The sequence below is a fragment of the Pseudomonas sp. I3-I5 genome (assembly GCF_022699445.1).
Lineage (GTDB): Bacteria > Pseudomonadota > Gammaproteobacteria > Pseudomonadales > Pseudomonadaceae > Aquipseudomonas > Aquipseudomonas fulva.
Genome location: NZ_CP093940.1, coordinates 588,086 through 611,410, shown reverse-complemented (window position 1 = coordinate 611,410; position 23,325 = coordinate 588,086). Strand labels below are relative to the sequence as shown.

The 23,325-nt window shown below is 61.2% G+C and carries 17 protein-coding genes and 2 tRNA genes; 4 read left to right on the top strand and 15 right to left on the bottom strand.

The window, feature by feature from the left end; genetic code table 11:
* Nucleotides 1-40 precede the first annotated feature (40 nt).
* The 4 genes from pgi (at nucleotide 41) to MOP87_RS02655 (ending at nucleotide 7,844) form a co-directional block, all read left to right on the top strand.
* Nucleotides 41-1,705 carry a glucose-6-phosphate isomerase gene (pgi, locus tag MOP87_RS02670; protein ID WP_027915403.1) on the top strand — a complete coding sequence of 555 codons (1,665 nt, stop codon included), beginning with the start codon at nucleotides 41-43 and terminating at the stop codon, nucleotides 1,703-1,705.
* A 278-nt stretch (nucleotides 1,706-1,983) separates the two neighbouring features.
* On the top strand, nucleotides 1,984-3,918 hold the full coding sequence (gene acs, locus MOP87_RS02665; RefSeq protein WP_242810098.1) for an acetate--CoA ligase: 1,935 nt from the start codon (nucleotides 1,984-1,986) through the stop codon (nucleotides 3,916-3,918).
* A 41-nt stretch (nucleotides 3,919-3,959) separates the two neighbouring features.
* Nucleotides 3,960-4,829 carry an oxygenase MpaB family protein gene (locus MOP87_RS02660; protein WP_028687812.1) on the top strand — a complete coding sequence of 290 codons (870 nt, stop codon included), beginning with the start codon at nucleotides 3,960-3,962 and terminating at the stop codon, nucleotides 4,827-4,829.
* A gap of 78 nt (nucleotides 4,830-4,907) precedes the next feature.
* Nucleotides 4,908-7,844: a DUF748 domain-containing protein gene (locus MOP87_RS02655; RefSeq protein ID WP_242810097.1), complete on the top strand. Its 2,937-nt coding sequence runs from the start codon at nucleotides 4,908-4,910 to the stop codon at nucleotides 7,842-7,844.
* A gap of 124 nt (nucleotides 7,845-7,968) precedes the next feature.
* On the opposite strand, the gene MOP87_RS02650 is transcribed toward MOP87_RS02655, so the two are convergent.
* The 15 genes from MOP87_RS02650 to ftsH all read right to left on the bottom strand — a co-directional run bounded on the left by MOP87_RS02650 (nucleotide 7,969) and on the right by ftsH (nucleotide 23,134).
* Nucleotides 7,969-8,319 (bottom strand): BON domain-containing protein, encoded by a 351-nt coding sequence (locus MOP87_RS02650; protein WP_027915406.1) that lies wholly within the window; start codon nucleotides 8,317-8,319, stop codon nucleotides 7,969-7,971.
* Between the two features lie 294 nt (nucleotides 8,320-8,613).
* Entirely contained in the window at nucleotides 8,614-10,719 is a 2,106-nt protein-coding gene (gene pnp / locus MOP87_RS02645; protein ID WP_023533183.1) for a polyribonucleotide nucleotidyltransferase, read from the bottom strand.
* 248 nt (nucleotides 10,720-10,967) lie between these two features.
* Nucleotides 10,968-11,237, bottom strand: a complete 270-nt coding sequence (gene rpsO, locus MOP87_RS02640) for a 30S ribosomal protein S15 (RefSeq protein ID WP_023533188.1) — start codon at nucleotides 11,235-11,237, stop codon at nucleotides 10,968-10,970.
* Between the two features lie 150 nt (nucleotides 11,238-11,387).
* Nucleotides 11,388-12,305: a tRNA pseudouridine(55) synthase TruB gene (gene truB / locus MOP87_RS02635; RefSeq protein WP_242810096.1), complete on the bottom strand. Its 918-nt coding sequence runs from the start codon at nucleotides 12,303-12,305 to the stop codon at nucleotides 11,388-11,390.
* A 3-nt stretch (nucleotides 12,306-12,308) separates the two neighbouring features.
* A complete protein-coding gene (rbfA, locus tag MOP87_RS02630) occupies nucleotides 12,309-12,707 on the bottom strand; it encodes a 30S ribosome-binding factor RbfA (protein WP_012274243.1) in 399 nt (132 codons plus the stop codon).
* Between the two features lie 114 nt (nucleotides 12,708-12,821).
* Nucleotides 12,822-15,350, bottom strand: a complete 2,529-nt coding sequence (gene infB, locus MOP87_RS02625; protein WP_027915408.1) for a translation initiation factor IF-2 — start codon at nucleotides 15,348-15,350, stop codon at nucleotides 12,822-12,824.
* A 27-nt stretch (nucleotides 15,351-15,377) separates the two neighbouring features.
* Nucleotides 15,378-16,859 (bottom strand): transcription termination factor NusA, encoded by a 1,482-nt coding sequence (nusA, locus tag MOP87_RS02620; protein ID WP_023533184.1) that lies wholly within the window; start codon nucleotides 16,857-16,859, stop codon nucleotides 15,378-15,380.
* Between the two features lie 59 nt (nucleotides 16,860-16,918).
* Nucleotides 16,919-17,377 (bottom strand): ribosome maturation factor RimP, encoded by a 459-nt coding sequence (rimP, locus tag MOP87_RS02615; protein WP_027915409.1) that lies wholly within the window; start codon nucleotides 17,375-17,377, stop codon nucleotides 16,919-16,921.
* A 129-nt stretch (nucleotides 17,378-17,506) separates the two neighbouring features.
* Nucleotides 17,507-17,583: transfer RNA gene (locus MOP87_RS02610), tRNA-Met, on the bottom strand.
* A 100-nt stretch (nucleotides 17,584-17,683) separates the two neighbouring features.
* Nucleotides 17,684-17,769: transfer RNA gene (locus tag MOP87_RS02605), tRNA-Leu, on the bottom strand.
* A 19-nt stretch (nucleotides 17,770-17,788) separates the two neighbouring features.
* The gene (secG, locus tag MOP87_RS02600) at nucleotides 17,789-18,187 is read right to left on the bottom strand and encodes a preprotein translocase subunit SecG (protein ID WP_027915410.1); all 399 of its coding nucleotides are present in this window, start codon (nucleotides 18,185-18,187) and stop codon (nucleotides 17,789-17,791) included.
* 4 nt (nucleotides 18,188-18,191) lie between these two features.
* On the bottom strand, nucleotides 18,192-18,947 hold the full coding sequence (gene tpiA, locus MOP87_RS02595; RefSeq protein ID WP_027915411.1) for a triose-phosphate isomerase: 756 nt from the start codon (nucleotides 18,945-18,947) through the stop codon (nucleotides 18,192-18,194).
* Nucleotides 18,948-19,012: 65 nt separating this feature from the next.
* A complete protein-coding gene (glmM, locus tag MOP87_RS02590; protein ID WP_242810095.1) occupies nucleotides 19,013-20,353 on the bottom strand; it encodes a phosphoglucosamine mutase in 1,341 nt (446 codons plus the stop codon).
* A 16-nt stretch (nucleotides 20,354-20,369) separates the two neighbouring features.
* Entirely contained in the window at nucleotides 20,370-21,221 is an 852-nt protein-coding gene (gene folP / locus MOP87_RS02585; protein WP_028687809.1) for a dihydropteroate synthase, read from the bottom strand.
* Between the two features lie 8 nt (nucleotides 21,222-21,229).
* Nucleotides 21,230-23,134 (bottom strand): ATP-dependent zinc metalloprotease FtsH, encoded by a 1,905-nt coding sequence (gene ftsH / locus MOP87_RS02580; protein WP_027915414.1) that lies wholly within the window; start codon nucleotides 23,132-23,134, stop codon nucleotides 21,230-21,232.
* Nucleotides 23,135-23,325 lie beyond the last annotated feature (191 nt).

The following is a 23,325-nucleotide window of genomic DNA, read 5'->3' as shown; positions in this document are numbered from 1 at the left end:
GTGTCCAACGCATCACCACGGACCAAGGGACCCCCGCGCAATGGCGTATTACCGTACCCCCCACGATGTCACGGCTCTACCCGCCTGGCAGGCGCTCAAGCAGCACCGCGATGCCATGCAAGGCTTCAGCATGCGTGAAGCCTTCGCCGCCGATCCTCAGCGCTTCGAACAATTCTCCCTGAGCTCCTGTGGCCTGTTCCTGGATTATTCCAAGAACCTGATCACCGAACAGACACGTGACCTGCTGGTAAACCTGGCCGACGAAGTGGGCCTCAAGGACGCCATCACCTCGATGTTCAGCGGCGAGATCATCAACGCCTCCGAAGGCCGGCCGGTGCTGCACACCGCCCTGCGCCGCCCGGTGGGTGACAAGCTCAGCGTCAACGGCGTGAACGTCATGCCGGAAGTGCACAAGGTGCTCAACCAGATCACCGAGCTGGTAGGCCGCATACATGATGGCCTGTGGCGTGGCTACAGCGAAAAGCCCATCACCGACGTAGTCAACATTGGTATCGGTGGCTCGTTCCTGGGCCCGGAACTGGTATCCGAAGCGCTGATGCCTTACGCCCAGCGCGGTGTACGCTGCCATTACCTGGCGAACATCGACGGTAGCGAGTTCCACGAACTGTCGGCCAGCCTGCGCGCCGAAACCACCCTGTTCATCGTCTCGTCCAAGTCGTTCAACACCCTCGAGACCCTGAAGAACGCAATGGCCGCGCGTACCTGGTACCTGGCCCAGGGCGGCTCGGAAGCCGAGCTGTACCGCCACTTCATCGCCGTTTCCAGCAACAAGGCCGCCGCCGTGGCGTTTGGCATCCGCGAAGAGAACATCTTCCCGATGTGGGACTGGGTCGGTGGGCGCTATTCGCTGTGGTCCGCCATCGGCCTGCCGATTGCGCTTGCCATCGGCACCGCCAACTTCAAGGAACTGCTCTCCGGTGCCTACACCATGGACCAGCATTTCCAGAGCGCGCCGTTCGAGAAGAACATGCCCGTGCTGCTGGCGCTGCTGGGCGTGTGGTACGGCAATTTCTGGGGTGCCAGCAGCCACGCGATCCTGCCGTACGACCACTACCTGCGCAACATCACCAAGCACCTGCAACAGCTGGACATGGAGTCCAACGGCAAGAGCGTGCTGCAGGACGGCACCCCGGTGAAAACCGAGACCGGCCCGGTGATCTGGGGCGGCGTGGGCTGCAACGGCCAGCATGCCTATCACCAATTGCTGCACCAGGGCACACAGCTGATCCCGGCCGACTTCATCGTGCCGGTCGTCAGCTTCAACCCGGTGGCCGACCACCACCAGTGGCTGTACGCCAACTGCCTGTCCCAGAGCCAGGCGCTGATGCTGGGGAAGACGCGCGAGGAAGCCGAGACCGAACTGCGTGCCAAGGGCATGAGCGAAGCCGATGTGCAAAAGCTCGCCCCGCACAAGGTCATTCCGGGCAATCGTCCGAGCAACACCTTGGTGGTCGAGCGTATCAGCCCACGCCGGCTGGGCGCCCTGGTGGCCATGTATGAGCACAAGGTGTTCGTGCAGAGCGTGGTCTGGGGTATCAATGCCTTCGACCAATGGGGCGTGGAATTGGGCAAGGAGCTGGGCAAGGGTGTGTACCAGCGTCTTGTGGGCAGCCAGGAAGAGGTTGCCGAGGACGGTTCTACCCAGGGCCTGATCAATTACTTCCGCGGCCGCCATCGCGGCTGATCCCACCCTCTGCCTGGCAGTGCATCCTGCTCGTCAGGCAGGGCGTGAAAAAAGTGCGCCGTAGCTTCTGCAGTTCGCTTCCGGGCGATTGGCGGGGCTGCCGCGCAGCGCCTATCGCACGTGAGTGAAGCCTGCGCAGCAAGCCAGTCTGCAGCTCCACTGTCCCTGTAGCCCGTGACCGCCCAATCGCCGGACCGGTTGAACACCCCTCCCCCCAAAACTGTCCTACTCAATAGCCGTTGCCGTGCCTCGCCCCTTACAAGAGCAGGACCACCGCCATGTTCGATCTCCAACATTACCCGCACGCCCTCGCCGTCAGTCAGGCGGCAGCCCTTTCCCAGGACGACTATGACCGCCTGTACCGCCAGTCGGTCGAAGACCCGGATACCTTCTGGACCGCTCAAGCGCAACGCCTGACCTGGATGAAGCCATGGTCCCAGGTTCAACGGTCGGACCTGCGCACCGGCCAGGCCCGTTGGTTCGACGGAAGCCAACTGAACGTCAGCTACAACTGCATCGATCGCCACCTGGCCACGCGGGCCGAGCAGACCGCCCTGCTGTGGGAAGGCGACGACCCTAGCGACACCAAGGCCATCAGCTACCGTGAACTGCACCGCCAGGTATGTCGCCTGGCCAATGTATTGAAGTCGCGAGGCGTGGCCAAAGGTGACCGGGTATGCATCTACATGCCGATGATCCCCGAAGCCGCGTTCGCCATGCTCGCGTGCGCGCGCATAGGCGCTGTTCACTCCGTGGTGTTCGGTGGTTTTTCCCCCGACGCGCTGCGTGACCGTATCCTCGATGCCGACTGCCGCACCGTCATCACCGCTGACGAAGGCGTACGCGGCGGCAAGCGCATCGCCCTCAAACAGAATGTCGACAAGGCGCTGGCCAGTTGCCCAGCCGTCAGCACCGTCGTGGTCGTGCGGCGCACTGGGGGTGATGTCGCGTGGGACGACGGTCGTGACCTCTGGTACCACCACGCCATCGAGCAGGTCGACGAGACTTGCCCGCCCGAACCGATGGAGGCAGAGGCGCCGCTGTTCATCCTCTACACATCCGGCAGCACCGGCAAACCCAAAGGCGTGCTGCACACCACGGCGGGGTACTTGCTGCAAGCGGCCATGACATTCGACGTGGTGTTCGACTACCGGCAGGGGGAAGTCTTCTGGTGCACCGCCGACGTCGGCTGGGTCACCGGCCACAGTTACATCGTGTATGGCCCTCTGGCCAATGGCGCCATCTCGCTGATGTTCGAGGGCGTGCCCAACTACCCCGACAGCTCGCGGTTCTGGCAAGTGGTGGACAAGCATCAGGTCAACATCTTCTACACCGCACCCACCGCCCTGCGCGCCCTGATGCGCGAAGGGCTTGCGCCCCTGCAAAGTACCTCCCGTGCGAGCCTGCGCTTGCTGGGCAGCGTGGGTGAACCGATCAACCCGGAAGCCTGGCATTGGTATTTCGATGAGGTCGGACAGCGCCGCTGCCCCATCGTCGACACTTGGTGGCAGACCGAAACCGGCGGCATCATGCTCACGCCACTGCCCGGCACCCAGACCCTCAAGCCTGGCTGCGCCACCCAACCCATGTTCGGCGTGCAGCCGGTGCTGCTTGACGACAAGGGCCAGGTCATCGAGGGTCCAGGGGCTGGGCTGCTGGCGATCAAGGCCAGCTGGCCGGGGCAGATTCGCAGCGTCCATGGCGATCACCAACGCATGGTCGACACCTACTTCAAGCCCATGCCCGGCTACTACTTCACCGGGGATGGCGCCAGGCGCGATGCCGACGGGCATTACTGGATCACTGGGCGCGTGGACGATGTGATCAACGTGTCCGGACATCGCATCGGCACGGCGGAGGTCGAAAGCGCCCTGGTGCTTCACGACAGCGTGGCCGAAGCAGCCGTGGTGGGTTACCCCCACGATCTCAAGGGCCAGGGTGTATACGCCTTCGTGACCACCATGAACGGTGTCAGCCCCGATGAAGACCTCAAGGCCCAGTTACTGGCGCTCGTCGGCAAGGAGATCGGCAGCTTCGCCAAGCCCGAGCTGCTGCAATGGGCTCCGGCTCTGCCCAAGACACGGTCGGGTAAGATCATGCGGCGTATACTGCGCAAGATCGCCTGTAACGAGCTCGACAGCCTGGGCGACACCTCTACCCTGGCCGACCCGAGCGTCGTCCAAGGGTTGATCGACACTCGCCTGAACCGATAACCGGCGGCCGCTACCCAGGCTGCCCAGCCCTGCAGGTCACCATGGAAGCGCTTCGCCGCCGTATCGAACAACAAGCCATGAGCCTCACCGGCCTGGCGTTGGGGCAGCTCGACCTGGAGTCGCCCAAGGGCGACCCTGGCCTGTTCGGGCCCGACAGTGTCAGTTGGCGGGTGCATGGCGACTTCCCCAGCATGCTGGTCGGCGGCATCAGCGCACTGATGCTGCAGTTGCTGCACCCGCTGGCGCTCGCTGGGGTCTGGGACCATTCCAACTTTCGCCATGACTTGATCGGGCGCCTGCGGCGCACCAGCCAGTTCATTTCAGGGACCACGTTCGGTGCGACCGAAGATGCGCACTGGCTGATCGAAAAAGTGCGCCGGATACACCTGCAAGTCGAAGGCACCGCGCCGGATGGCCGCCCCTATGCGGCCAGCGACCCTCACCTGCTGACCTGGGTGCATGTGGCCGAGGTCAGCAGCTTTCTGGCCGCTCACTTGCGTTACCGCAACCCCCGCTTGTCCCTGGCCGACCAAGACGCTTACTACCAGGAAATCGCCCTGATCGCCGAACGCCTGGGCGCCCTGGACGTGCCACGCTCGCGCCGTGAGGTCGAACACTACCTGCATGCGATGCGCCCACAACTGAGCTGCGATGCCCGCAGTCAGGAAGTCATGAGTATTCTGCTCGACGCCCCTGCGCCCAGCCGGCTGGCAAAACCGGTGGGCAAGCTGATGCTGCACGCCGGTATCGAGCTGCTGCCCCAGTGGGCACAACAGCAGCTTGGCCTCGAACCGGGCCATTGGCAAAAACGGTTGATCCGCCTGGGCGTGCAAGGCACCGCACCGGTATTGCGCTGGGCCATGCGCGACGGGTCTGCGCACCGGGCCAGGCGCCGCATGGGCATCGAATAAGCACTGAGCGCACCTCAGCGGAACTGATTTAACGTGCCATACTCCAAGGCATCCCGGCCCGGACAGACGAAGCGATTCATGTACAAAGGACTGACTCGCGCCATCGGCGCACTGCTGGCGTTGCTCGCCCTGTACAGCCTGCTTGGCTTTTTCATTCTTCCGGGCGTCGCGCTGCGTATCGCCAACCAGCAGCTCGCCCACTACGCCACGGTGCCGGCCCACCTCCAGCGGGCCGAGTTCAACCCCTTCAGCCTTGAGTTGACCTTGTGGGGCTTGCAGATCGGCGAGCCCGGTAAAGAGCAGGTTGGCTTCGAAAAACTGTACGCCAACCTGTCGCTGGACAGCCTATGGACCGGCGCGCTGCACCTTGACGCCCTCGAGTTGGTCAAACCACGCACCGAAGTGCTATTTGCCAAAGATGGCACGCTCAACCTCGCTCGCCTTTTCCAACTGCCTGCCAGCAAAAGCGAGCCCGATACACCCCCAGGCGATCCTTTCCCGCTGCGTATCGGCAGCATCAAGCTTGAGCAGGGTTTCGTGCGTTTCGAAGACCTGCGTCCCAGCGAGCCGATCGAGTTTCTCTACGACAACCTTGGCCTGGAATTGAAGAACCTCAGCACCCTCGCCAATGACAATGCCGACATGACCATGGTGGCCAACGGTCCCAACGGTGGGCGCATCGACTGGCAGGGCACGTTGAGCCTAGCGCCTATCGCGTCCGAAGGCACGCTTAAGGTCACCGACAGCAAGATGAAGCTGTTCTGGCCCTATGTGCGCGATGCGGTGCCCTTGGTGCTGGAAGACGGCAAGCTCAGCCTGAGCACGCATTATCGGCTCAACCTGGCAGACAAGACCGAACTGCGTCTGGAAAAAGCCTCGGTGCGGGTGGCGCCCTTTGCCATCAAGGCTCCGGATGGTCGTCCGTTGGCAAGGCTCGCCAATCTGGAGTTGAGTGATGCCTCCGTCGACCTGGTCAAGCAGCAGGTCACGATCGGCAAGGTACGCAGTGAAAAACTGGAAACCTGGGCAGCGCTGGAGAAGGACGGTCAGCTCGATTGGCAGGTGCTGTTTGCCGGCGAGCCTGGCAAGCCAACACCAGCTGAAAAGGCCGAGCCGCCCACTGCAGGGGCTTCAGCTGCACCGCAGACGCCAGCGGCCCCAAGCAAGCCCTGGCAGGTGTTGCTTAATGATGTCCAGCTCAGGAACTACCGTGTTCACCTGGCAGACCGCACGCAAAAAGAACCGGTCACCCTGGACGTAGGCCCCTTGAACGCTGACTTGAAGGGCTTCGACAGCCTCAACCAGAAGCCCTTCACGGTCAAGTTCGACACCGGCATCGGCAAGCAAGGCACCCTGCAGGGCCAGGGCCAGGTCAACCTGGCGCCGGTGTGGGCCAAGCTGGATGTCGGCACCCGGGACATCGACCTGCGGTTAGCCCAAGCCTACATCAGCCCCTTCATTCTGTTGGAGCTGCGCAGCGGTATGCTCGACAGCGACCTGAAGGTGGACCTGAAAAGCACCTCGCCGTTGGCCTTGACGGTAAGCGGCAAAGCGCAGGTGAATCAGTTGCACACCCTCGACACCATCAAGAGCCGGGACTTCGTCAAATGGCAGCAGGTCAACCTCGATGGCCTGACGTATGTGCATGGCGATGCCCTGTCGATCGACAAGGTGACACTGCAACAGCCTTATGCACGCTTCATCATCAACGAAGACCGTACTACCAACATCAATGACCTGTTGATCCCACAGCCAAACGATGCCCCTTCCAAGGCCCAGCCCCAGCCTGCAAGCGCCACCGAGGAAAAGCCGCTCGGTATCCACATTGGCCAGATCGTGATCAAGGACGGTTCGGCCAACTTCGCCGACCTGTCGCTCACGCCCAATTTCGCCACGGCCGTGCAACAGCTCAACGGCCAGGTGGGGACCATCGATAACCGCAAGCCCCTCCCTGCCCAGGTGGATGTGCAAGGCAAGGTCGACCGGTACGCACCCGTCACTATCAAAGGTGGCCTCAACCCATTCGACCCACTCGCGAGCCTGGATATCGCCGCCGTGTTCAAACGCGTCGAACTGACCACCCTGACGCCCTACTCGGGCAAGTTTGCCGGCTACCGCATCCGCAAAGGCCGGCTGAACCTGGACCTGCACTACCTGATCACCAAGGGCCAACTCAAAGCCGAGAACAAGGTGGTCGTTGAGCAGTTGCAACTTGGGGAGAAAGTGGACAGCCCGGACGCGGTCGATCTGCCGATTCGCCTCGCAGTGGCGCTGCTCAAAGACACTCACGGCAAGATTTCCATCGAGTTGCCCGTTGCGGGCGATCTGAACAACCCGCAGTTCAGCGTGATGCCGATCGTGTGGCAAACCTTGCGCAACCTGGTGCTGCGCGCCGCGCAGGCACCGTTCAAGCTCATCGGTGGCCTTGTTGCCGGAGGCGGCGCCGAAGACTTGGGCACTGTGGCCTTTGCACCCGGGTCCAGCGAGCTGGCAGGCGATGCCCAAGCATCCTTGGATAAACTTGCCGAAGGGCTGAGAAAGCGGCCGGAACTGCGCCTGGAAATCGAAGGCACCAGCGCTCAGGCAAGCGACGGCCCCATTCTTGCCCAACAGCGTCTGGAGCGGGAATATCAGGCCACCTGGTACAAGATTCTGCAGCGGCGCGGTGACAAGGTACCGGCCAGTGCGTCCCTGATGGTGGTCGACGAGGCCGACAAGCCAGCGATGCTCGAAGGCATTTACCGCAGCCGCCTCAAGCAGCAACCGCCTGCCGAATGGGAGCAGCTTGACCGCGACGCGCGCACTGCCAACCTTCGCAACGCCGTGCTCAAGTTCTGGGCCGAAAGCACGGCTCTGTTACGCACTCTGGGGCAGGAGCGGGCCAGCAGTATCAAGGATTACCTGGTGGACAAAGCCAAGCTTGAAGACGATAGGGTGTACTTCATCGACACCCACCTGGGGCAGCCCGAAAAAGATGGCCGCGTTGTCACGCCAATGCACCTGGATGCCGACTGATCGTGACTCCTAAGGCTTGATGCCAAGCCTATGCGGCTCAATGAAAGCTTCCACGAAAAAGCCCCGGCACAGGCCGGGGCTTTTGTTGTAGCTGGCCAAATCCATTTGGCCGACAGGACGATCCTTATTCAGCTTTCAGGCCGTCAGCCATTACGCTCTTGACGCCTTTGATGTTCTTGGCAACGCGCACGGCCACTTCTTTTTGCGACTCGGTCACTTTGACGTCCGAGGACAGAGAGACTACGCCGTGGCTGGTTTCTACTTTGATGTCGCTGCCTGGTACGCCTTTCTCGGTCAGCAGATCCGCTTTGACCTTGGTGGTGATCCAGGTGTCAGAGCCTTCTTGCTTAGCGTCATCCATAGTGTTGGCAGCCAGCATTACCGGAGCCTGGGTGGCCTGGGCTGCGAAAGCGGCGTTGGCCATGGTCAGGGTCAGAGCGGTAGCAGTAGCGGCAGCAATGGCGAACTTCTTCATGTGAGTCACTCCTGTTTTTCGAAAGGTCTGCGCCATGTGTCTGGCGGCAGGTAAACAGGTAGTTGCATGGCTTGTGCCAGGTTTTACGCTTCGCTTGATTCCTTTTAAATCAATGACTTACGTATCATCGCATCATTCACGACTCGTGCATTCTGCAACCTGCGCGATAAACCTGCATGCAAGATGCAAGTCCGCTAAAAGTTCCGTGTCTGTTTTTGTATTTACACGGGCACAGCCCAGTATAGATCCAAAAAAAAGGGCTCCCGCGGGAGCCCTTTGTGAAGCGCTAGGCGATCAGACGCCAGAAGCCTTCGCAGCCGCGACGTCCTTGATGGACAGCTTGATACGGCCGCGGTTATCCACGTCCAGTACCAGCACTTCAACTTCCTGACCTTCCTTGAGGATGTCGGTGACTTTCTCGACGCGCGCATCGCTCAGCATGGAGATGTGCACCAGGCCATCCTTGCCAGGCAGGATGTTGACGAAGGCGCCGAAGTCGACAATACGCTCGACCTTGCCCACGTAGATCTTGCCAATCTCGGCCTCGGCAGTGATGCCCAGGATGCGCTGCTTGGCAGCGTCTGCCGCTTCCTTGGTTTCGCCGAAGATCTTGATCGAGCCGTCATCTTCGATATCGATCGAAGCCTTGGTCTCTTCGCAGATGGCGCGAATGGTGGCGCCGCCCTTGCCGATCACGTCGCGGATCTTGTCCGAGTCGATTTTCATGGCGATCATGGTCGGCGCGTTGGCCGACAGCTCGGTACGCGACTGGGCAATGATCTGGTTCATCTGGCCGAGGATGTTCAGGCGCGCTTCCAGGGCCTGGCCCAGGGCGATTTCCATGATCTCTTCGGTGATGCCGTTGATCTTGATGTCCATCTGCAGGGCGGTGACGCCCTTGGCGGTACCGGCTACCTTGAAGTCCATGTCGCCAAGGTGGTCTTCGTCACCCAGGATGTCGGTCAGAACGGCAAACTTCTCGCCTTCCTTGACCAGACCCATAGCGATACCGGCAACCGGTGCTTTCATCGGTACACCGGCATCCATCAGGGCCAGCGAGGCACCGCAGACCGAAGCCATGGAGCTGGAACCGTTGGACTCGGTGATTTCCGAGACGACACGGATAGTGTACGGGAACTCGCTGTCGCTTGGCAGCATCGCCTGCACGCCGCGACGCGCCAGACGACCGTGGCCGATTTCACGACGGCCAGCGCCGCCCATGCGACCACACTCACCGACCGAGAACGGTGGGAAGTTGTAGTGCAGCATGAAGGGGTCTTTCTTTTCGCCTTCCAGGGTGTCCAGCAACTGTGCGTCACGGGCAGTACCGAGGGTGGCAACGACCAGCGCCTGGGTTTCGCCACGGGTGAACAATGCCGAGCCGTGGGTTTTGGGCAGAACACCGACTTCGATGTTCAGCGGGCGCACGGTGCGGGTGTCACGGCCGTCGATGCGCGGCTTGCCGTTCACGATGTTCTCGCGCACGGTGCGGTATTCCAGCTCGCCGAAGATTTCCTTGATCTGGCCAGCGGTCGGGCCGGCTTCTTCGTTGCTCAGGCGGGCGATGGCTTCATCGCGCAGCTGGCCCAGGCGGGTGTAGCGGTCCGCTTTCTGGGTGATGGTGTAGGCCTGTGAAACCTGCTCGCCGAACTCGGCGCGTACCAGGTTCATCAGCTCGGTGTTGGCGGCGGCGGGCTGCCAGTCCCACGTTGGCTTGCCGGCTTCGGCAGCCAGTTCCTTGACGGCCTGGATGACGGCCTGGAACTCATCGTGGGCGAACAGCACGGCGCCCAGCATCTGGTCTTCGGTGAGCTCTTTGGCTTCCGATTCAACCATCAACACGGCGGTTTCGGTACCGGCGACAACCATGTCCAGGCTAGAAGCCGCCAGTTGCTCGTACGTTGGGTTCAGCAGGTAGCCGGTGCTTTCGTGGAAGGCAACGCGTGCCGCGCCAATCGGGCCTTCGAATGGAATGCCGGAGATGGCCAGAGCCGCCGAGGTACCGATCATCGCGGCGACATCGGGGTCGGTCTTCTTGCTGGTGGAAACCACGGTGCAGACGACCTGCACTTCGTTCATGAACCCTTCAGGGAACAGCGGACGGATCGGACGGTCGATCAGGCGCGAGGTCAGGGTTTCTTTCTCGGAAGGACGGCCTTCACGCTTGAAGAAACCACCGGGGATCTTGCCGGCAGCGTAGGTTTTTTCCTGGTAGTGAACCGACAGCGGGAAGAAGCCCTTGCCTGGATCAGCTTGCTTGGCACCGACCACGGTCACCAGCACGGTGACGTCGTTGTCGACGGTGACCAGCACGGCGCCGGTTGCCTGACGGGCAATGCGGCCCGTTTCGAGAGTAACGGTCGATTGACCGAACTGGAATGTCTTGATTACCGGGTTCACGGTTTCCTACCTTCTTCAGTGGCTCTTGGGGGAACTGTTTTCTTGCGAATGCTTGGGCAGTGCAGGGAATCGGCCCTGTCTACCGTCCAGATACAACTCGAGGCCGGGAGCCTGGAACCGAGCGAAAAACCGCTCGAGTTACCAGGCTGCCAGCCTCGAAGTCATGCGTGGCGTGCCCCACGACAAGGCTGTGAAACAGCCCTGTCGAAGCCAGCGGCACGCCATGCACACCACCAACCAGGCCGCTATTAGCGACGCAGGCCCAGGCGAGCGATCAGCGCGCTGTAACGGGTGGTGTCTTTGCCCTTCAGGTAGTCCAGCAGCTTACGACGCTGGTTGACCATGCGAATCAGACCACGACGGGAGTGGTGGTCTTTGTCGTTGGCCTTGAAGTGGCCTTGCAGCTTGTTGATGTTGGCGGTCAGCAGAGCAACCTGTACTTCCGGGCTACCGGTGTCGCCGGCGGCTTGCTGGTGTTCGGCAACGATCTTAGCTTTTTCTTCAACGCTGAGGGCCATGAGGCTTCTCCTGATTAAACGGACCCCGCGAACGGGTTCCAATAGGCCAGGGACTTATCCCTGTATCAATAGAAAGAGGTGTGACCGTGCCTACTGACAGCCACCCTCTGCTCCACGGACCTCGGCACCTGCCTGGGCCCATGGTTTCGGTCATTCCGACCGAATCAGTCGACGTGGCGCGATCCGCCCGTCTTCGCTCACCTCACCGATACCGATGAAGCGGGCATTGTGATCCTGTACACGAACCATGCCGAATTGCGGCGCGTCCGGTGCACGCACTGCCTGCCCATGCAGCCAGTAGAACGCGCTGTGCTCGGACAGACTCACCATCGGCCAATCCTGCAGCCCGCTGTCCGACGGCATGAGGAAACGATCGAGCGCTTCGTTGCCGCCTTCGGCGTGGGCCTGCTCGAGCTCCTCGAGGGTGACCGTCTGTGCCAGCGCGAAAGGCCCGGCCTGCGTCCTGCGCAGCTCTGCGACATACGCACCGCAGCCCAGCACTTCACCGATATCCTCCACCAGGGTACGAATATAGGTGCCTTTGCTGCAGCCAACGCTCAAGCGTGCACGGGTGCCTTCGCACTCGAGCAGTTCAAGACGGCTAATAGTAACAGAACGCGCCTCGCGCTCCACTACCTCTCCTGCACGCGCCAGCTTGTACAACGGCTGACCGTCACGCTTGAGAGCCGAGTACATGGGCGGTATCTGGCTGATCGGGCCACGAAAACCGGGCAATGCGGCTTCCAGTTCGGTGCGACCAACGGTCACCTCGCGGGTGCGCAGCACCTCGCCCTCGGCGTCGCCGGTGTTGGTCGTCTGGCCCAGTTGCATGACCGTCTCGTAACCCTTGTCGGAGTCGAGCAGGTATTGCGAAAACTTGGTGGCCTCGCCGAAGCACAGCGGCAAGACGCCAGTGGCCAGCGGGTCGAGGCTACCGGTGTGACCGGCCTTCTCTGCATTGAGCAACCAGCGCACCTTTTGCAAGGCAGCGTTGGAGGTGAAGCCCAAGGGCTTGTCCAGCAGGATGATGCCGCTGACATTGCGGCGAATGCGTTTGACCTGGGCCACCGATTACTCCTTGGTGCCAGACTCGTCGGCATCCTTGTGCAGGCGGTCTTCGGCCACTGCACGCTCGATCAATGCCGACAGGTGCACGCCACGGCTGACGCTTTCGTCGAAGTGGAAATGCAGTTGCGGCACGCTGCGCAGCTGCATGGAGCGACCCAGGTGCAGGCGCAGGAAGCTGGCGGCGCTGTTCAGGGCCTTGAGCGACTGCTGCACGGCATCGGGGGTTTCTTCACCCATCACGGTGATGAACACCTTGGCATGGCCCAGGTCGCGGCTCACATCCACGGCAGTGATGGTGACCAGACCGACACGCGGATCCTTGACTTCACGACGGATCAGCTCAGCCAGCTCGCGCTGCATCTGATCGCCAATGCGTTGGGTACGGCTATATTCTTTGGCCATTCTTGTTACCTGTAACGTAAAGCGGCAAACGCCCGGTCAGAACGATGCCTGACCGGGCGCTGCCTGAAGAGGTGCTGCAAAGCGCCCGCCAAGGCGCTTGCAACCTGCTCACCCTTAGAGGGTACGAGCCACCTGGACTTTCTCGAACACTTCGATCTTGTCGCCGACCTTGACGTCGTTGTAGCTCTTCACGCCGATACCACACTCCATGCCGTTACGCACTTCGGCGGCATCGTCCTTGAAGCGGCGCAGCGATTCCAGCTCGCCCTCGAAGATGACCACGTCGTCGCGCAGTACGCGGATCGGACGGTTACGGTAGACGGTACCTTCGATGACCATACAGCCAGCGATGGCGCCGAACTTCGGCGAACGGAACACGTCACGCACTTCGGCGACGCCCAGGATGTTCTCGCGAACATCGCTGCCGAGCATGCCGGTCAGGGCTTTCTTGACGTCTTCGATGATGTCGTAGATCACGTTGTAGTAACGCATATCCAGACCTTCCTGCTCGACGATCTTGCGCGCACCGGCATCGGCACGCACGTTGAAGCCGAACAGTACTGCGTTCGAAGCCAGCGCCAGGTTGGCATCGCTCTCGGTGATACCACCTACGCCGCCACCAATGACACGGACCTGCACTTCGTCGTTGCCCAGGCCGCCGAGCGAACCCTGCAGCGCTTCGAGAGAACCGCGCACATCGGTCTTGAGAACGATGTTGAGCGTTTTCTTCTCTTCCTGACCCATGGTCTCGAAGATGTTTTCCAGCTTGCCTGCGTGAGCACGGGCCAGCTTGACCTCGCGATACTTGCCTTGACGGAACATGGCAACTTCGCGGGCTTTCTTCTCGTCAGCCACTACCGACAGCTCGTCGCCGGCTTCCGGTGTGCCGTCCAGGCCAAGGATTTCGACCGGGATGGACGGGCCAGCTTCCTTCACAGGCTTGCCGTTCTCGTCCAGCATGGCGCGAACGCGGCCATAGTTGGAGCCGCACAGCACCATGTCGCCCTGACGCAGCGTACCGTCCTGAACCAGGATGGTAGCGACTGGGCCGCGGCCCTTGTCCAGACGCGATTCGACGACCACACCGCGCCCTGGGGCGGTCGGCGTAGCGGTCAACTCGAGGATCTCGGCCTGCAGCAGCACCGCTTCGAGCAGCTCGTCCACGCCGGTACCCATCTTGGCCGAAACCTTGACGAATGGCGTGTCACCACCCCAGTCCTCGGAGGTCACGCCTTCGACGGACAGCTCGTTACGGATGCGATCAAGGTCAGCACCAGGCTTGTCGATCTTGTTGACCGCAACCACCAGCGGTACGCCAGCTGCCTTGGCATGCTGAACGGCTTCGCGGGTTTGTGGCATCACGCCGTCGTCCGCCGCCACCACCAGGATGACGATGTCGGTCGCCTTGGCACCACGGGCACGCATCTGGGTAAACGCAGCGTGGCCAGGGGTGTCGAGGAAGGTGACCATGCCGCGGTCGGTTTCCACGTGGTAGGCACCGATGTGCTGGGTGATACCACCGGCTTCGCCAGCAGCAACCTTGGCACGACGGATGTAGTCGAGCAGCGAGGTCTTGCCATGGTCGACGTGACCCATGACAGTGACGACCGGCGCACGGGACTCGGTCTGGCCTTCGAACTTCAGGGATTCGGCCAGGGAGTCTTCCAGGGCGGAATCGCTGATCAGCGTGACCTTGTGGCCCAGCTCTTCGGCGATCAGCTGAGCGGTTTCCTGATCGAGCACCTGGTTGATGGTCACCGGGGTGCCCATCTTGAACATGAACTTGACCACTTCAGCGCCCTTGACGGACATCTGGTTGGCAAGCTCGGAGACGGTGATGGTCTCGCCGATGGTCACGTCACGAATGACCGGACCGGTCGGGTTCTGGAAGCCGTGCTGGTTACGCTTCTTCAGCTTGCTCTTGCCACCACGACCACGACGAGCGCCATCGCTCTCTTCGTCGGTGGTACGCGGCGCGGCACGAGGCGTCGGAGCCTTTTCCTTTTCCTTGACCTTGACCTTGATCGACACACGTGGCGCCTCGCCACGACGACGGTCGTCATCACGGGTGCGGCTTTCGTTGCGACGGGTCTCGTCTTTCTTGCGCTCGGCCGCACGGGCGGCAGCGTCTTCCGACGTCGGCGCATTGGCTACGACCGGCGCAGCGGCAGGGGCAGAAGCCTGTTCTGCCTTAGCAGCCGGAGCCGGAGCGGAAGCGGCGGCATCAGCAGCCTGGCGACGCGCCTGCTCTTCGTTGCGCTGACGCACTTCAGCGTCAACCTTGTCGCGGGCAGCGTTTTCAGCTGCACGGCGCTCTTCGAGCTCACGCTTCTGCTCAGCCTGGATTTCTTCCGGGCTGCGCTGCACGAATACTTTCTTCTTGCGTACTTCTACGCTGATACTCTTGCTACCGGCGACACGCAGGGTGCTGGTGGTTTTGCGCTGCAAGGTAATCTTGCGCGGTTCTTCCGCCTTGCTCTTGTGGCTGCTCTTCAAATGAGTCAGCAAGGTCTGCTTCTCATTGTCGGTCACTACCTGACCGGCGTCGGTGTGCGGCAGACCTGCCTCACGCATCTGCTGCAGCAGGCGCTCTACCGGTGCCTCGACCTCTTGGGCCAGTTCTTTCACCGTGACTTGCGTCATGCACTTCTCTCCTCAGGCCGCGCCTAATTACTCGAACCAGTGGGCTCGGGCGGCCATGATCAACTTGCCGGCACGCTCTTCGTCGATGCCGTCGATGTCGAGCAGGTCGTCGATCGACTGCTCGGCCAGGTCTTCGCGGTTAACCACGCCGCGCACCGCCAGTTCCGCCGCCAGGTCCTTGTCCATGCCCTCAAGGGAGAGCAGGTCTTCGGCCGGATGGGCGTCTGCCAGTTTTTCTTCGGTAGCGATGGCCTTGGTCAACAAACGGTCCTTGGCTCGAGCGCGGAGCTCATTGACGATATCTTCGTCAAAGCCATCGATGTTGAGCATTTCTTCCAACGGTACGTAGGCAATTTCTTCAAGGCTGGTGAAGCCTTCGTCGACCAGCACTTGGGCCAGCTCCTCGTCGACTTCCAGTTCATCGATGAAATTGCGCAGGATGTCGCCAGTTTCGGCTTGCTGCTTGGCCTGGATGTCCTTCTCGGTCATCACGTTCAGGGTCCAGCCAGTCAACTGACTGGCCAGGCGAACGTTCTGACCGCCACGGCCAATGGCTTGAGCCAGGTTGTCTTCGGCGACGGCGATGTCCATGGCATGGGCATCTTCATCAACGATGATCGCCGCGACTTCAGCCGGCGACATGGCGTTGATGACGAACTGCGCCGGGTTATCGTCCCAGAGAACGATATCCACACGCTCACCACCCAACTCTCCGGATACGGCCTGGACGCGCGACCCACGCATGCCGATGCAGGCGCCTTGCGGGTCGATGCGCTTGTCCTTGGAGCGGACGGCGATCTTGGCTCGCGAACCCGGATCACGGGAAGCGGCCATGACTTCGATGAGGCCTTCAGCGATTTCCGGCACTTCGATGCGGAAAAGCTCGATCAGCATCTGCGGCGCGGTGCGCGACAGGATCAGCTGAGGACCACGGTTTTCGGTGCGAATTTCCTTGAGCAGTGCACGCAGGCGCACACCCACACGGAAAGTTTCGCGGGCAATGATGTCTTCGCGGGCCAGCAACGCCTCGGCATTGTTGCCCAGGTCGACGATGACGTTGTCGCGGGTGACCTTCTTGACGGTACCGGAGATGATTTCGCCCACACGCTCACGGTAGGCATCGACCACCTGCGCACGCTCGGCCTCACGGACCTTCTGCACGATGACCTGCTTGGCGGTCTGCGCGGCGATGCGGCCGAACTCGATGGATTCGATCTTTTCTTCGATCACGTCGCCAATCTTGGCTTCGGGATGCGTGTCCTTGATCTTGTCCAGCCAGGTTTCGATGGCCGGATCATCGAGGTCGGCTTCATCGACCACGGTCCAACGACGGAAAGTCTCGTAGCTACCGGTGTGGCGGTTGATTTCCACACGCAGGTCGACTTCGTCTTCAAAACGTTTTTTGGTTGCGGTGGCCAGGGCCACCTCCAGCGCTTCGAAAATGACGCCGGGCGGTACACCTTTTTCGTTGGATACCGATTCAACAACCAGCAGTACTTCTTTGCTCATCGTACGCCTCGCCTTGCGCAAGCCATTGGGCCCGGATAATCCGTCGGGCCCGGCACGTCTCAGTCAAAACTGGGAATAATATTGGCCTTGTCGATCGAATCGATCGGCAGTAGGAACTCCTGGTCGTCCACCTGGACCACCACATCCTGCTCCTCCACACCGCGGAGAAGGCCCTGGAAGTTACGACGACCCTCGAAGGGTGAGCGCAGCTTGATCTTCACTTGTTCGCCGGCATGCGAGGCAAACTGTTCCAGTGTGAACAGTGGGCGATCCATGCCTGGAGAAGACACCTCGAGGGTGTACTCGCTGCTGATCGGATCCTCGACATCCAGGATGGCGCTGGCTTGACGGCTGACAGCTTCGCAGTCCTCCACCAGAATGCCGCCTTCCTTGTCGATGTAGATACGCAATACCGAATGCTTGCCCTGGGAAACGAATTCGATCCCCCAGCATTGATAGCCCAGACCCTCGACAACCGGGGCCAACAAGGCCTGCAACTGTTCTAGCTTGCTCGACACCTGAACCCCCTCGTGCATGCTGTGCAAATAAAAAATGGGCGAAGCGCCCATCCCTGAAAGCGCCGTTGGACAACGACGCCTGAACTGTTCGGTTAGCAAAAAGCCCCTGAAAAGGGGCTTCGCTGAAGCTGGTTGCGGGGGCTGGATTTGAACCAACGACCTTCGGGTTATGAGCCCGACGAGCTACCAAGCTGCTCCACCCCGCGACAAAGCTGGGGCGAAAGTATAAGACCGAACCCACTTGAGGGTCAAATCCAAACCTTCACCTGCAAGAAAGCCCGCCAAGGCGGGCTCTCAAGCTTTAAATGGTACCGAGAAGGGGACTCGAACCCCTACACCCTATGGGCACAACCACCTCAAGGTTGCGTGTCTACCAATTCCACCACCTCGGCAATACTACTTTGAAACCCGTTACTTCTGCTCTTCTGCCGGAGGAGGTACATCACCCGAATTAGGAGTGGCTTCGCTCTTCTGTTCTTGGAGCACCGGTACATCATCATTGATGGCCGGTTTTGGCTGCTCTTTCACTTCTAGCACGGCTGGATCTGGAAGACCTGCTTGGCTAAGCTGGTGAGCTTGTTGCTTCGCGAAGTATCCTAACCCAAGTGCTGTCAAAAAGAAAGTGGCAGCGAGTATTGCAGTGAATTTACTTAGGAAGGTGGCAGAGCCCTGACTTCCGAAGACGGTATTGGAAGCACCCGCACCAAAAGATGCACCGGCTTCCGCCCCCTTACCCTGTTGCAACAGTACCAGCACTACCAGCGAAAGCGCTGCCAACAGATGAAAAACAACGATGACTGTTTCCAGCATTTGTTCAGTTTCCTGCGGCGCGACAAATTGCACCGAATTCGTCTGCGTTCAGGGAAGCCCCACCAATGAGACCCCCATCGATATCCGGCATGCCGAACAGTTCGGCCGCATTGGCCGCCTTCACGCTGCCGCCGTAGAGCAACTGCACCTTCGCAGCCACTTCAGCATCTTTTGCCGCCAGCTGGCCGCGGATGGCGGCGTGCACATCCTGGGCCTGCTGAGGCGTGGCCGTTAGGCCAGTGCCGATGGCCCATACAGGCTCATAGGCAATTACCGCATTGGCAAACACACTAACACCGAAAGCTTCGATGATACTGTTGAGTTGACGCCCAACAACTTCGAGCGTTTTGCCGGCCTCGCGCTCTTCAAGGGTTTCCCCAATACAGAGCACGGGCTTCAAACCTTTGGCCTGAGCCGCTGCAAACTTGCGATTCAGCACTTCGTCATCTTCGCCGATTACCTGGCGACGTTCCGAATGGCCAATCAACACCAACTTGCAACCTGCTTCAACCAGCTGTTCCGGAGCAACTTCACCGGTCAGCGCGCCCTGTTCGGGCATTACCGCAGAATTCTGTGCGCCGACGATAATACCCTTGCCGTCGAGTTCGGCAACCACTTGGTTGATGAACAAGGTTGGCGGGAATACCGCGACTTCCACTCCGCTCGGCAGGGCAAGATTGCGCAAACCCTCGGTCAGCTCAGCGACGCTGGCGCGGGTACCGTGCATCTTCCAGTTACCAGCAACCATAGGGCGACGCATGCTTTACCTCGTCGGTCAAAGTGGGCGCAGATCTTACCCAACCAGATTCGCGCTGGCAAGCGGCTTCAGGCACAAACTTCTGCGACGCGCTTTGCCAGTGCTTCGGCATGCAGACGCACCTGGTGTTCATCCTCACCTTCGACCATGACGCGCAACAGCGGCTCGGTCCCGGATTTACGCAGCAACACCCGCCCACGGCCTGCCAGGGCCTCTGTGACCTGCGCGCTGGCTTGCTTGACGTCCGGGTGCTCGAGGGGGTCCACGTCGCCTGCACTGAAGCGCACATTGATCAGCACTTGCGGGCATTTGCGCAGCGCCTGGCGCGCCTGGGCCAGGGTCTCGCCACGGCGCTTGAGCGCCATCAGCACCTGCAGCGCAGCGATGATCGCATCCCCCGTGGTGGTGTAGCTGCAGCACACCACGTGGCCGGAATTCTCCCCACCCACCAGCCACTCGCGCTCGAGCAGCTCGGCCATGACGTAGCGGTCACCGACCTTGGCACGCACGAATGGGATATCCAGGTCCTTGAGCGCAAGCTCCAGCCCCAGGTTGCTCATGAGCGTACCCACCACGCCCCCTTGCAGCTTGCCGCGGTCGTGCAGGTCGCGCGCGATGATGAACAGCAGCTCGTCACCGTCGACGATCGCGCCGGTGTGATCGACCATCAACACACGGTCGCCATCACCGTCGAAAGCGATGCCAAGGTCTGCGTGGCCGACCAGCACAGCGGCCTGCAGCGACTCGATGTGGGTCGAACCACAGCCCTCGTTGATGTTCAGGCCATCTGGCTGGGCGTGCAGCACCGTCACATCGGCACCCAACTCACGGAACACGCTGGGCGCCACCTTGTACGTGGCGCCATGGGCGCAGTCGACCACCAGCTTGAGGCCGGCGAAGCTGGTGCTGCTGGGCACGCTGCTCTTGCAGAACTCGATGTAGCGACCGGCTGCGTCGTTGATGCGCGAAACCTTGCCCAGCTTGCTCGACTCCACGACGGTCATGGGCTGATCGAGCAGTTCCTCGATCATCAGCTCCACTTCGTCCGGCAGCTTGGTGCCCTGCCCCGAGAAGAATTTGATGCCATTGTCATCGTGCGGGTTGTGCGAGGCACTGATGACGATACCGGCTTCGGCATGGAAGGTGCGGGTCAGGTAGGCGATGGCAGGCGTGGGCATCGGGCCCAGCAGCATCACATCGGCCCCTGCGGCCGAAAGACCAGCTTCGAGCGCGGATTCGAACATGTAGCCGGAGATCCGCGTGTCCTTGCCCACCAGCACGCGGCAATGGCCTTGTTTGCGAAACGCCATGCCAGCCGCCCAGCCAAGCTTGAGCATGAACTCTGGGGTGATCGGGTATTCGCCGACGCGGCCACGAATGCCGTCGGTACCAAAATATTTTCTGCTCATAGGGACTCCAATGTTCTTATTCGGCGTGCTGAACGGCGGCGATCATGCGGACCACGTCAACAGTTTGCGCTACATCATGCACGCGCAGGATACTTGCGCCCTTGGTCACGGCCAGCGCCGCGAGCGCCAGGCTGCCATAAAGACGCTCATCCACAGGACGCTCGAGCGTCAGGCCGATCATGCTTTTACGGGAAACGCCTACCAGCAGCGGACGCCCCAGGCGATGGAGCGCTTCGAGGTGCTTGAACAGGCTGAGATTGTGGGCCAGGGTCTTGGCGAAACCGAAGCCTGGATCGAGCACGACGCGGTCGGCCTCGATGCCCGCGTCCGCACAGGCCACCATGCGCTGCTGGAGGTAGCGCGCCACGTCCTGGGTGACATTCTCATAATGCGGGTCGTCCTGCATGGTGCCCGGCTCGCCGCGCATGTGCATCAGGCACACCGGCAGCCCGGTTGCAGCAGCGGCATCCAGCGCCCCATCGCGCTCGAGGGCGCGCACATCGTTGATCAGGCCAGCGCCCAGGCGGGCGGCTTCGCGCATGACGGCAGGCGTGGACGTATCGACCGACACCACCACATCGAGATGACGGTGGATGGCCTCGACCATCGGCGCCACGCGCTCAAGCTCTTCTGTGACCGAAACGGGCCGCGCACCCGGGCGGGTGGACTCGCCGCCCACATCGATCAGCGTGGCGCCTGCGGCCACCATTGCCTCGGCGTGGCGCAAAGCCTCGTCGCGCTGACTGAAGCGGCCACCGTCGGAGAAGGAATCGGGCGTGACATTGAGAATACCCATGACATGGGTACGCGACAAATCAAGAACCCGATTGCCGCAAGGCAATCGGGTCGGGTGCTGCACTGAGCTCATAGGTGCCCTTAGTGTTGAGCCGCTGGACCACCGATGGGCGATTCCGGGCGGTCACCCTGGGCAGCCGGTGTACCGGAAGCCGAATCATCATCCCAATCGCGAGGTTCGCGAGGCGTACGGCCGGCCATGATATCGTCGATCTGCTCGGCGTCGATGGTTTCGTACTTCATCAAGGCTTCGGCCATTGCATCGAGCTTGTCGCGGTTCTCGGTCAGCAGCTGCTTGGCAGTGGCGTAGCACTGGTCGATGATGCTGCGCACTTCGGAGTCGATTAGCTTGGCCGTCTCACCGGAAACACTGGTCTGCTGGCTGCCTGCGCTACGACCCAGGAACACTTCGCCGTCTTCTTCGGCATACATCAGCGGGCCCAGCTTCTCGGACAGGCCCCACTTGGTGACCATATTCCGCGCGATCTGGCTGGCACGCATGATGTCGTTGGAAGCGCCGGTGGTGACGCCGTCGAAGCCCAGGGTCATCTCCTCGGCGATACGACCGCCGTAGAGGGAGCAGATCTGGCTGATCAGCGCACGCTTGGACAGGCTGTAGCGGTCTTCTTCGGGCAGGAACATGGTCACACCCAGTGCACGACCCCGCGGGATGATCGACACCTTGTAGACCGGATCGTGCTCGGGCACCAGGCGACCGACGATCGCGTGACCCGCTTCGTGGTAGGCCGTGTTCTGCTTTTCCTTTTCGGACATGACCATGGTCTTGCGCTCAGCGCCCATCATGATCTTGTCCTTGGCCAGCTCGAACTCCTTCATGTCGACCAGGCGCTTGTTGGCGCGAGCGGCGAACAGTGCGGCTTCGTTGACCAGGTTGGCAAGGTCTGCACCGGAGAAGCCCGGCGTACCACGGGCAATGACGGCCGGGTTGACGTTGTCGCCGATCGGCGCCTTGCGCATGTGCACTTTAAGAATCTGCTCACGACCCCGAATGTCCGGCAGGCCAACGACGACCTGACGGTCGAAGCGACCGGGGCGCAGCAGCGCAGGGTCGAGGACGTCAGGGCGGTTGGTCGCGGCGATGACGATGATGCCATCGTTCATCTCGAAGCCGTCCATCTCTACCAGCAACTGGTTGAGGGTCTGCTCACGCTCGTCGTGGCCCCCGCCCATGCCAGCACCACGGTGACGGCCGACGGCGTCGATCTCGTCGATGAAGATGATGCACGGGGCGTGCTTCTTGGCCTGCTCGAACATGTCGCGTACACGGCTGGCACCGACACCGACGAACATTTCAACGAAGTCCGAACCGGAAATGGTGAAGAACGGCACCTTGGCCTCGCCTGCAATGGCCTTGGCCAGCAGGGTCTTACCGGTACCGGGCGGGCCCACCATCAGCACACCGCGCGGAATGCGGCCGCCCAAGCGCTGGAACTTGCCCGGGTCGCGCAGGAACTCGACCAGCTCGCCCACTTCTTCCTTGGCCTCGTCGCAACCGGCGACGTCAGCCAGGGTGGTCTTGACCTGGTCCTCGGAGAGCAGGCGCGCCTTGCTCTTGCCAAAGCTCATGGGGCCACCCTTGCCACCTGCCCCGCCTTGCATCTGGCGCATGAAGAACATGAACACGGCAATGATGACCAGGATCGGGAAGCTGGCAACCAGCAACTGGGTCCAGATGCTCTGCTGCTCGGGCTGCTTGCCCTCGACGGTAACGTGGTTGTCCACCAGGTCGCCGATCAGGCCGTTATCGGTGATCGCCGGGCGCACGGTCTTGAAGCTGTCGCCGTCGGAGCGCTTGCCGGTGATGATGTAACCGTCGACGGTCACTCGCTCGACCTTGCCATCCTTGACCTGCTGGATGAAGTCGGAGTAGTTGAGGGTCTGCGGCTCGTTAGGGCTGGAGAAGTTGTTCATCACCGTCACCAGGACAGCTGCGATGATCAACCACAGGATCAGATTCTTTGCCATGTCGTTCAATTCGCTACCCTCTGAGGCCGGCGCACGACGCAGCCGTGCCTCGCATGATATTCATCGCCCTAACTTACTACATTGCCCACGCAACCGCAGGCACCGTCTGTAACCCTTTGTGAAATCCAGACTACACGAAGTTCGGACGATCCTGACGCCGTGGCCGATTGGAATTAACTATCGGCCGCTGC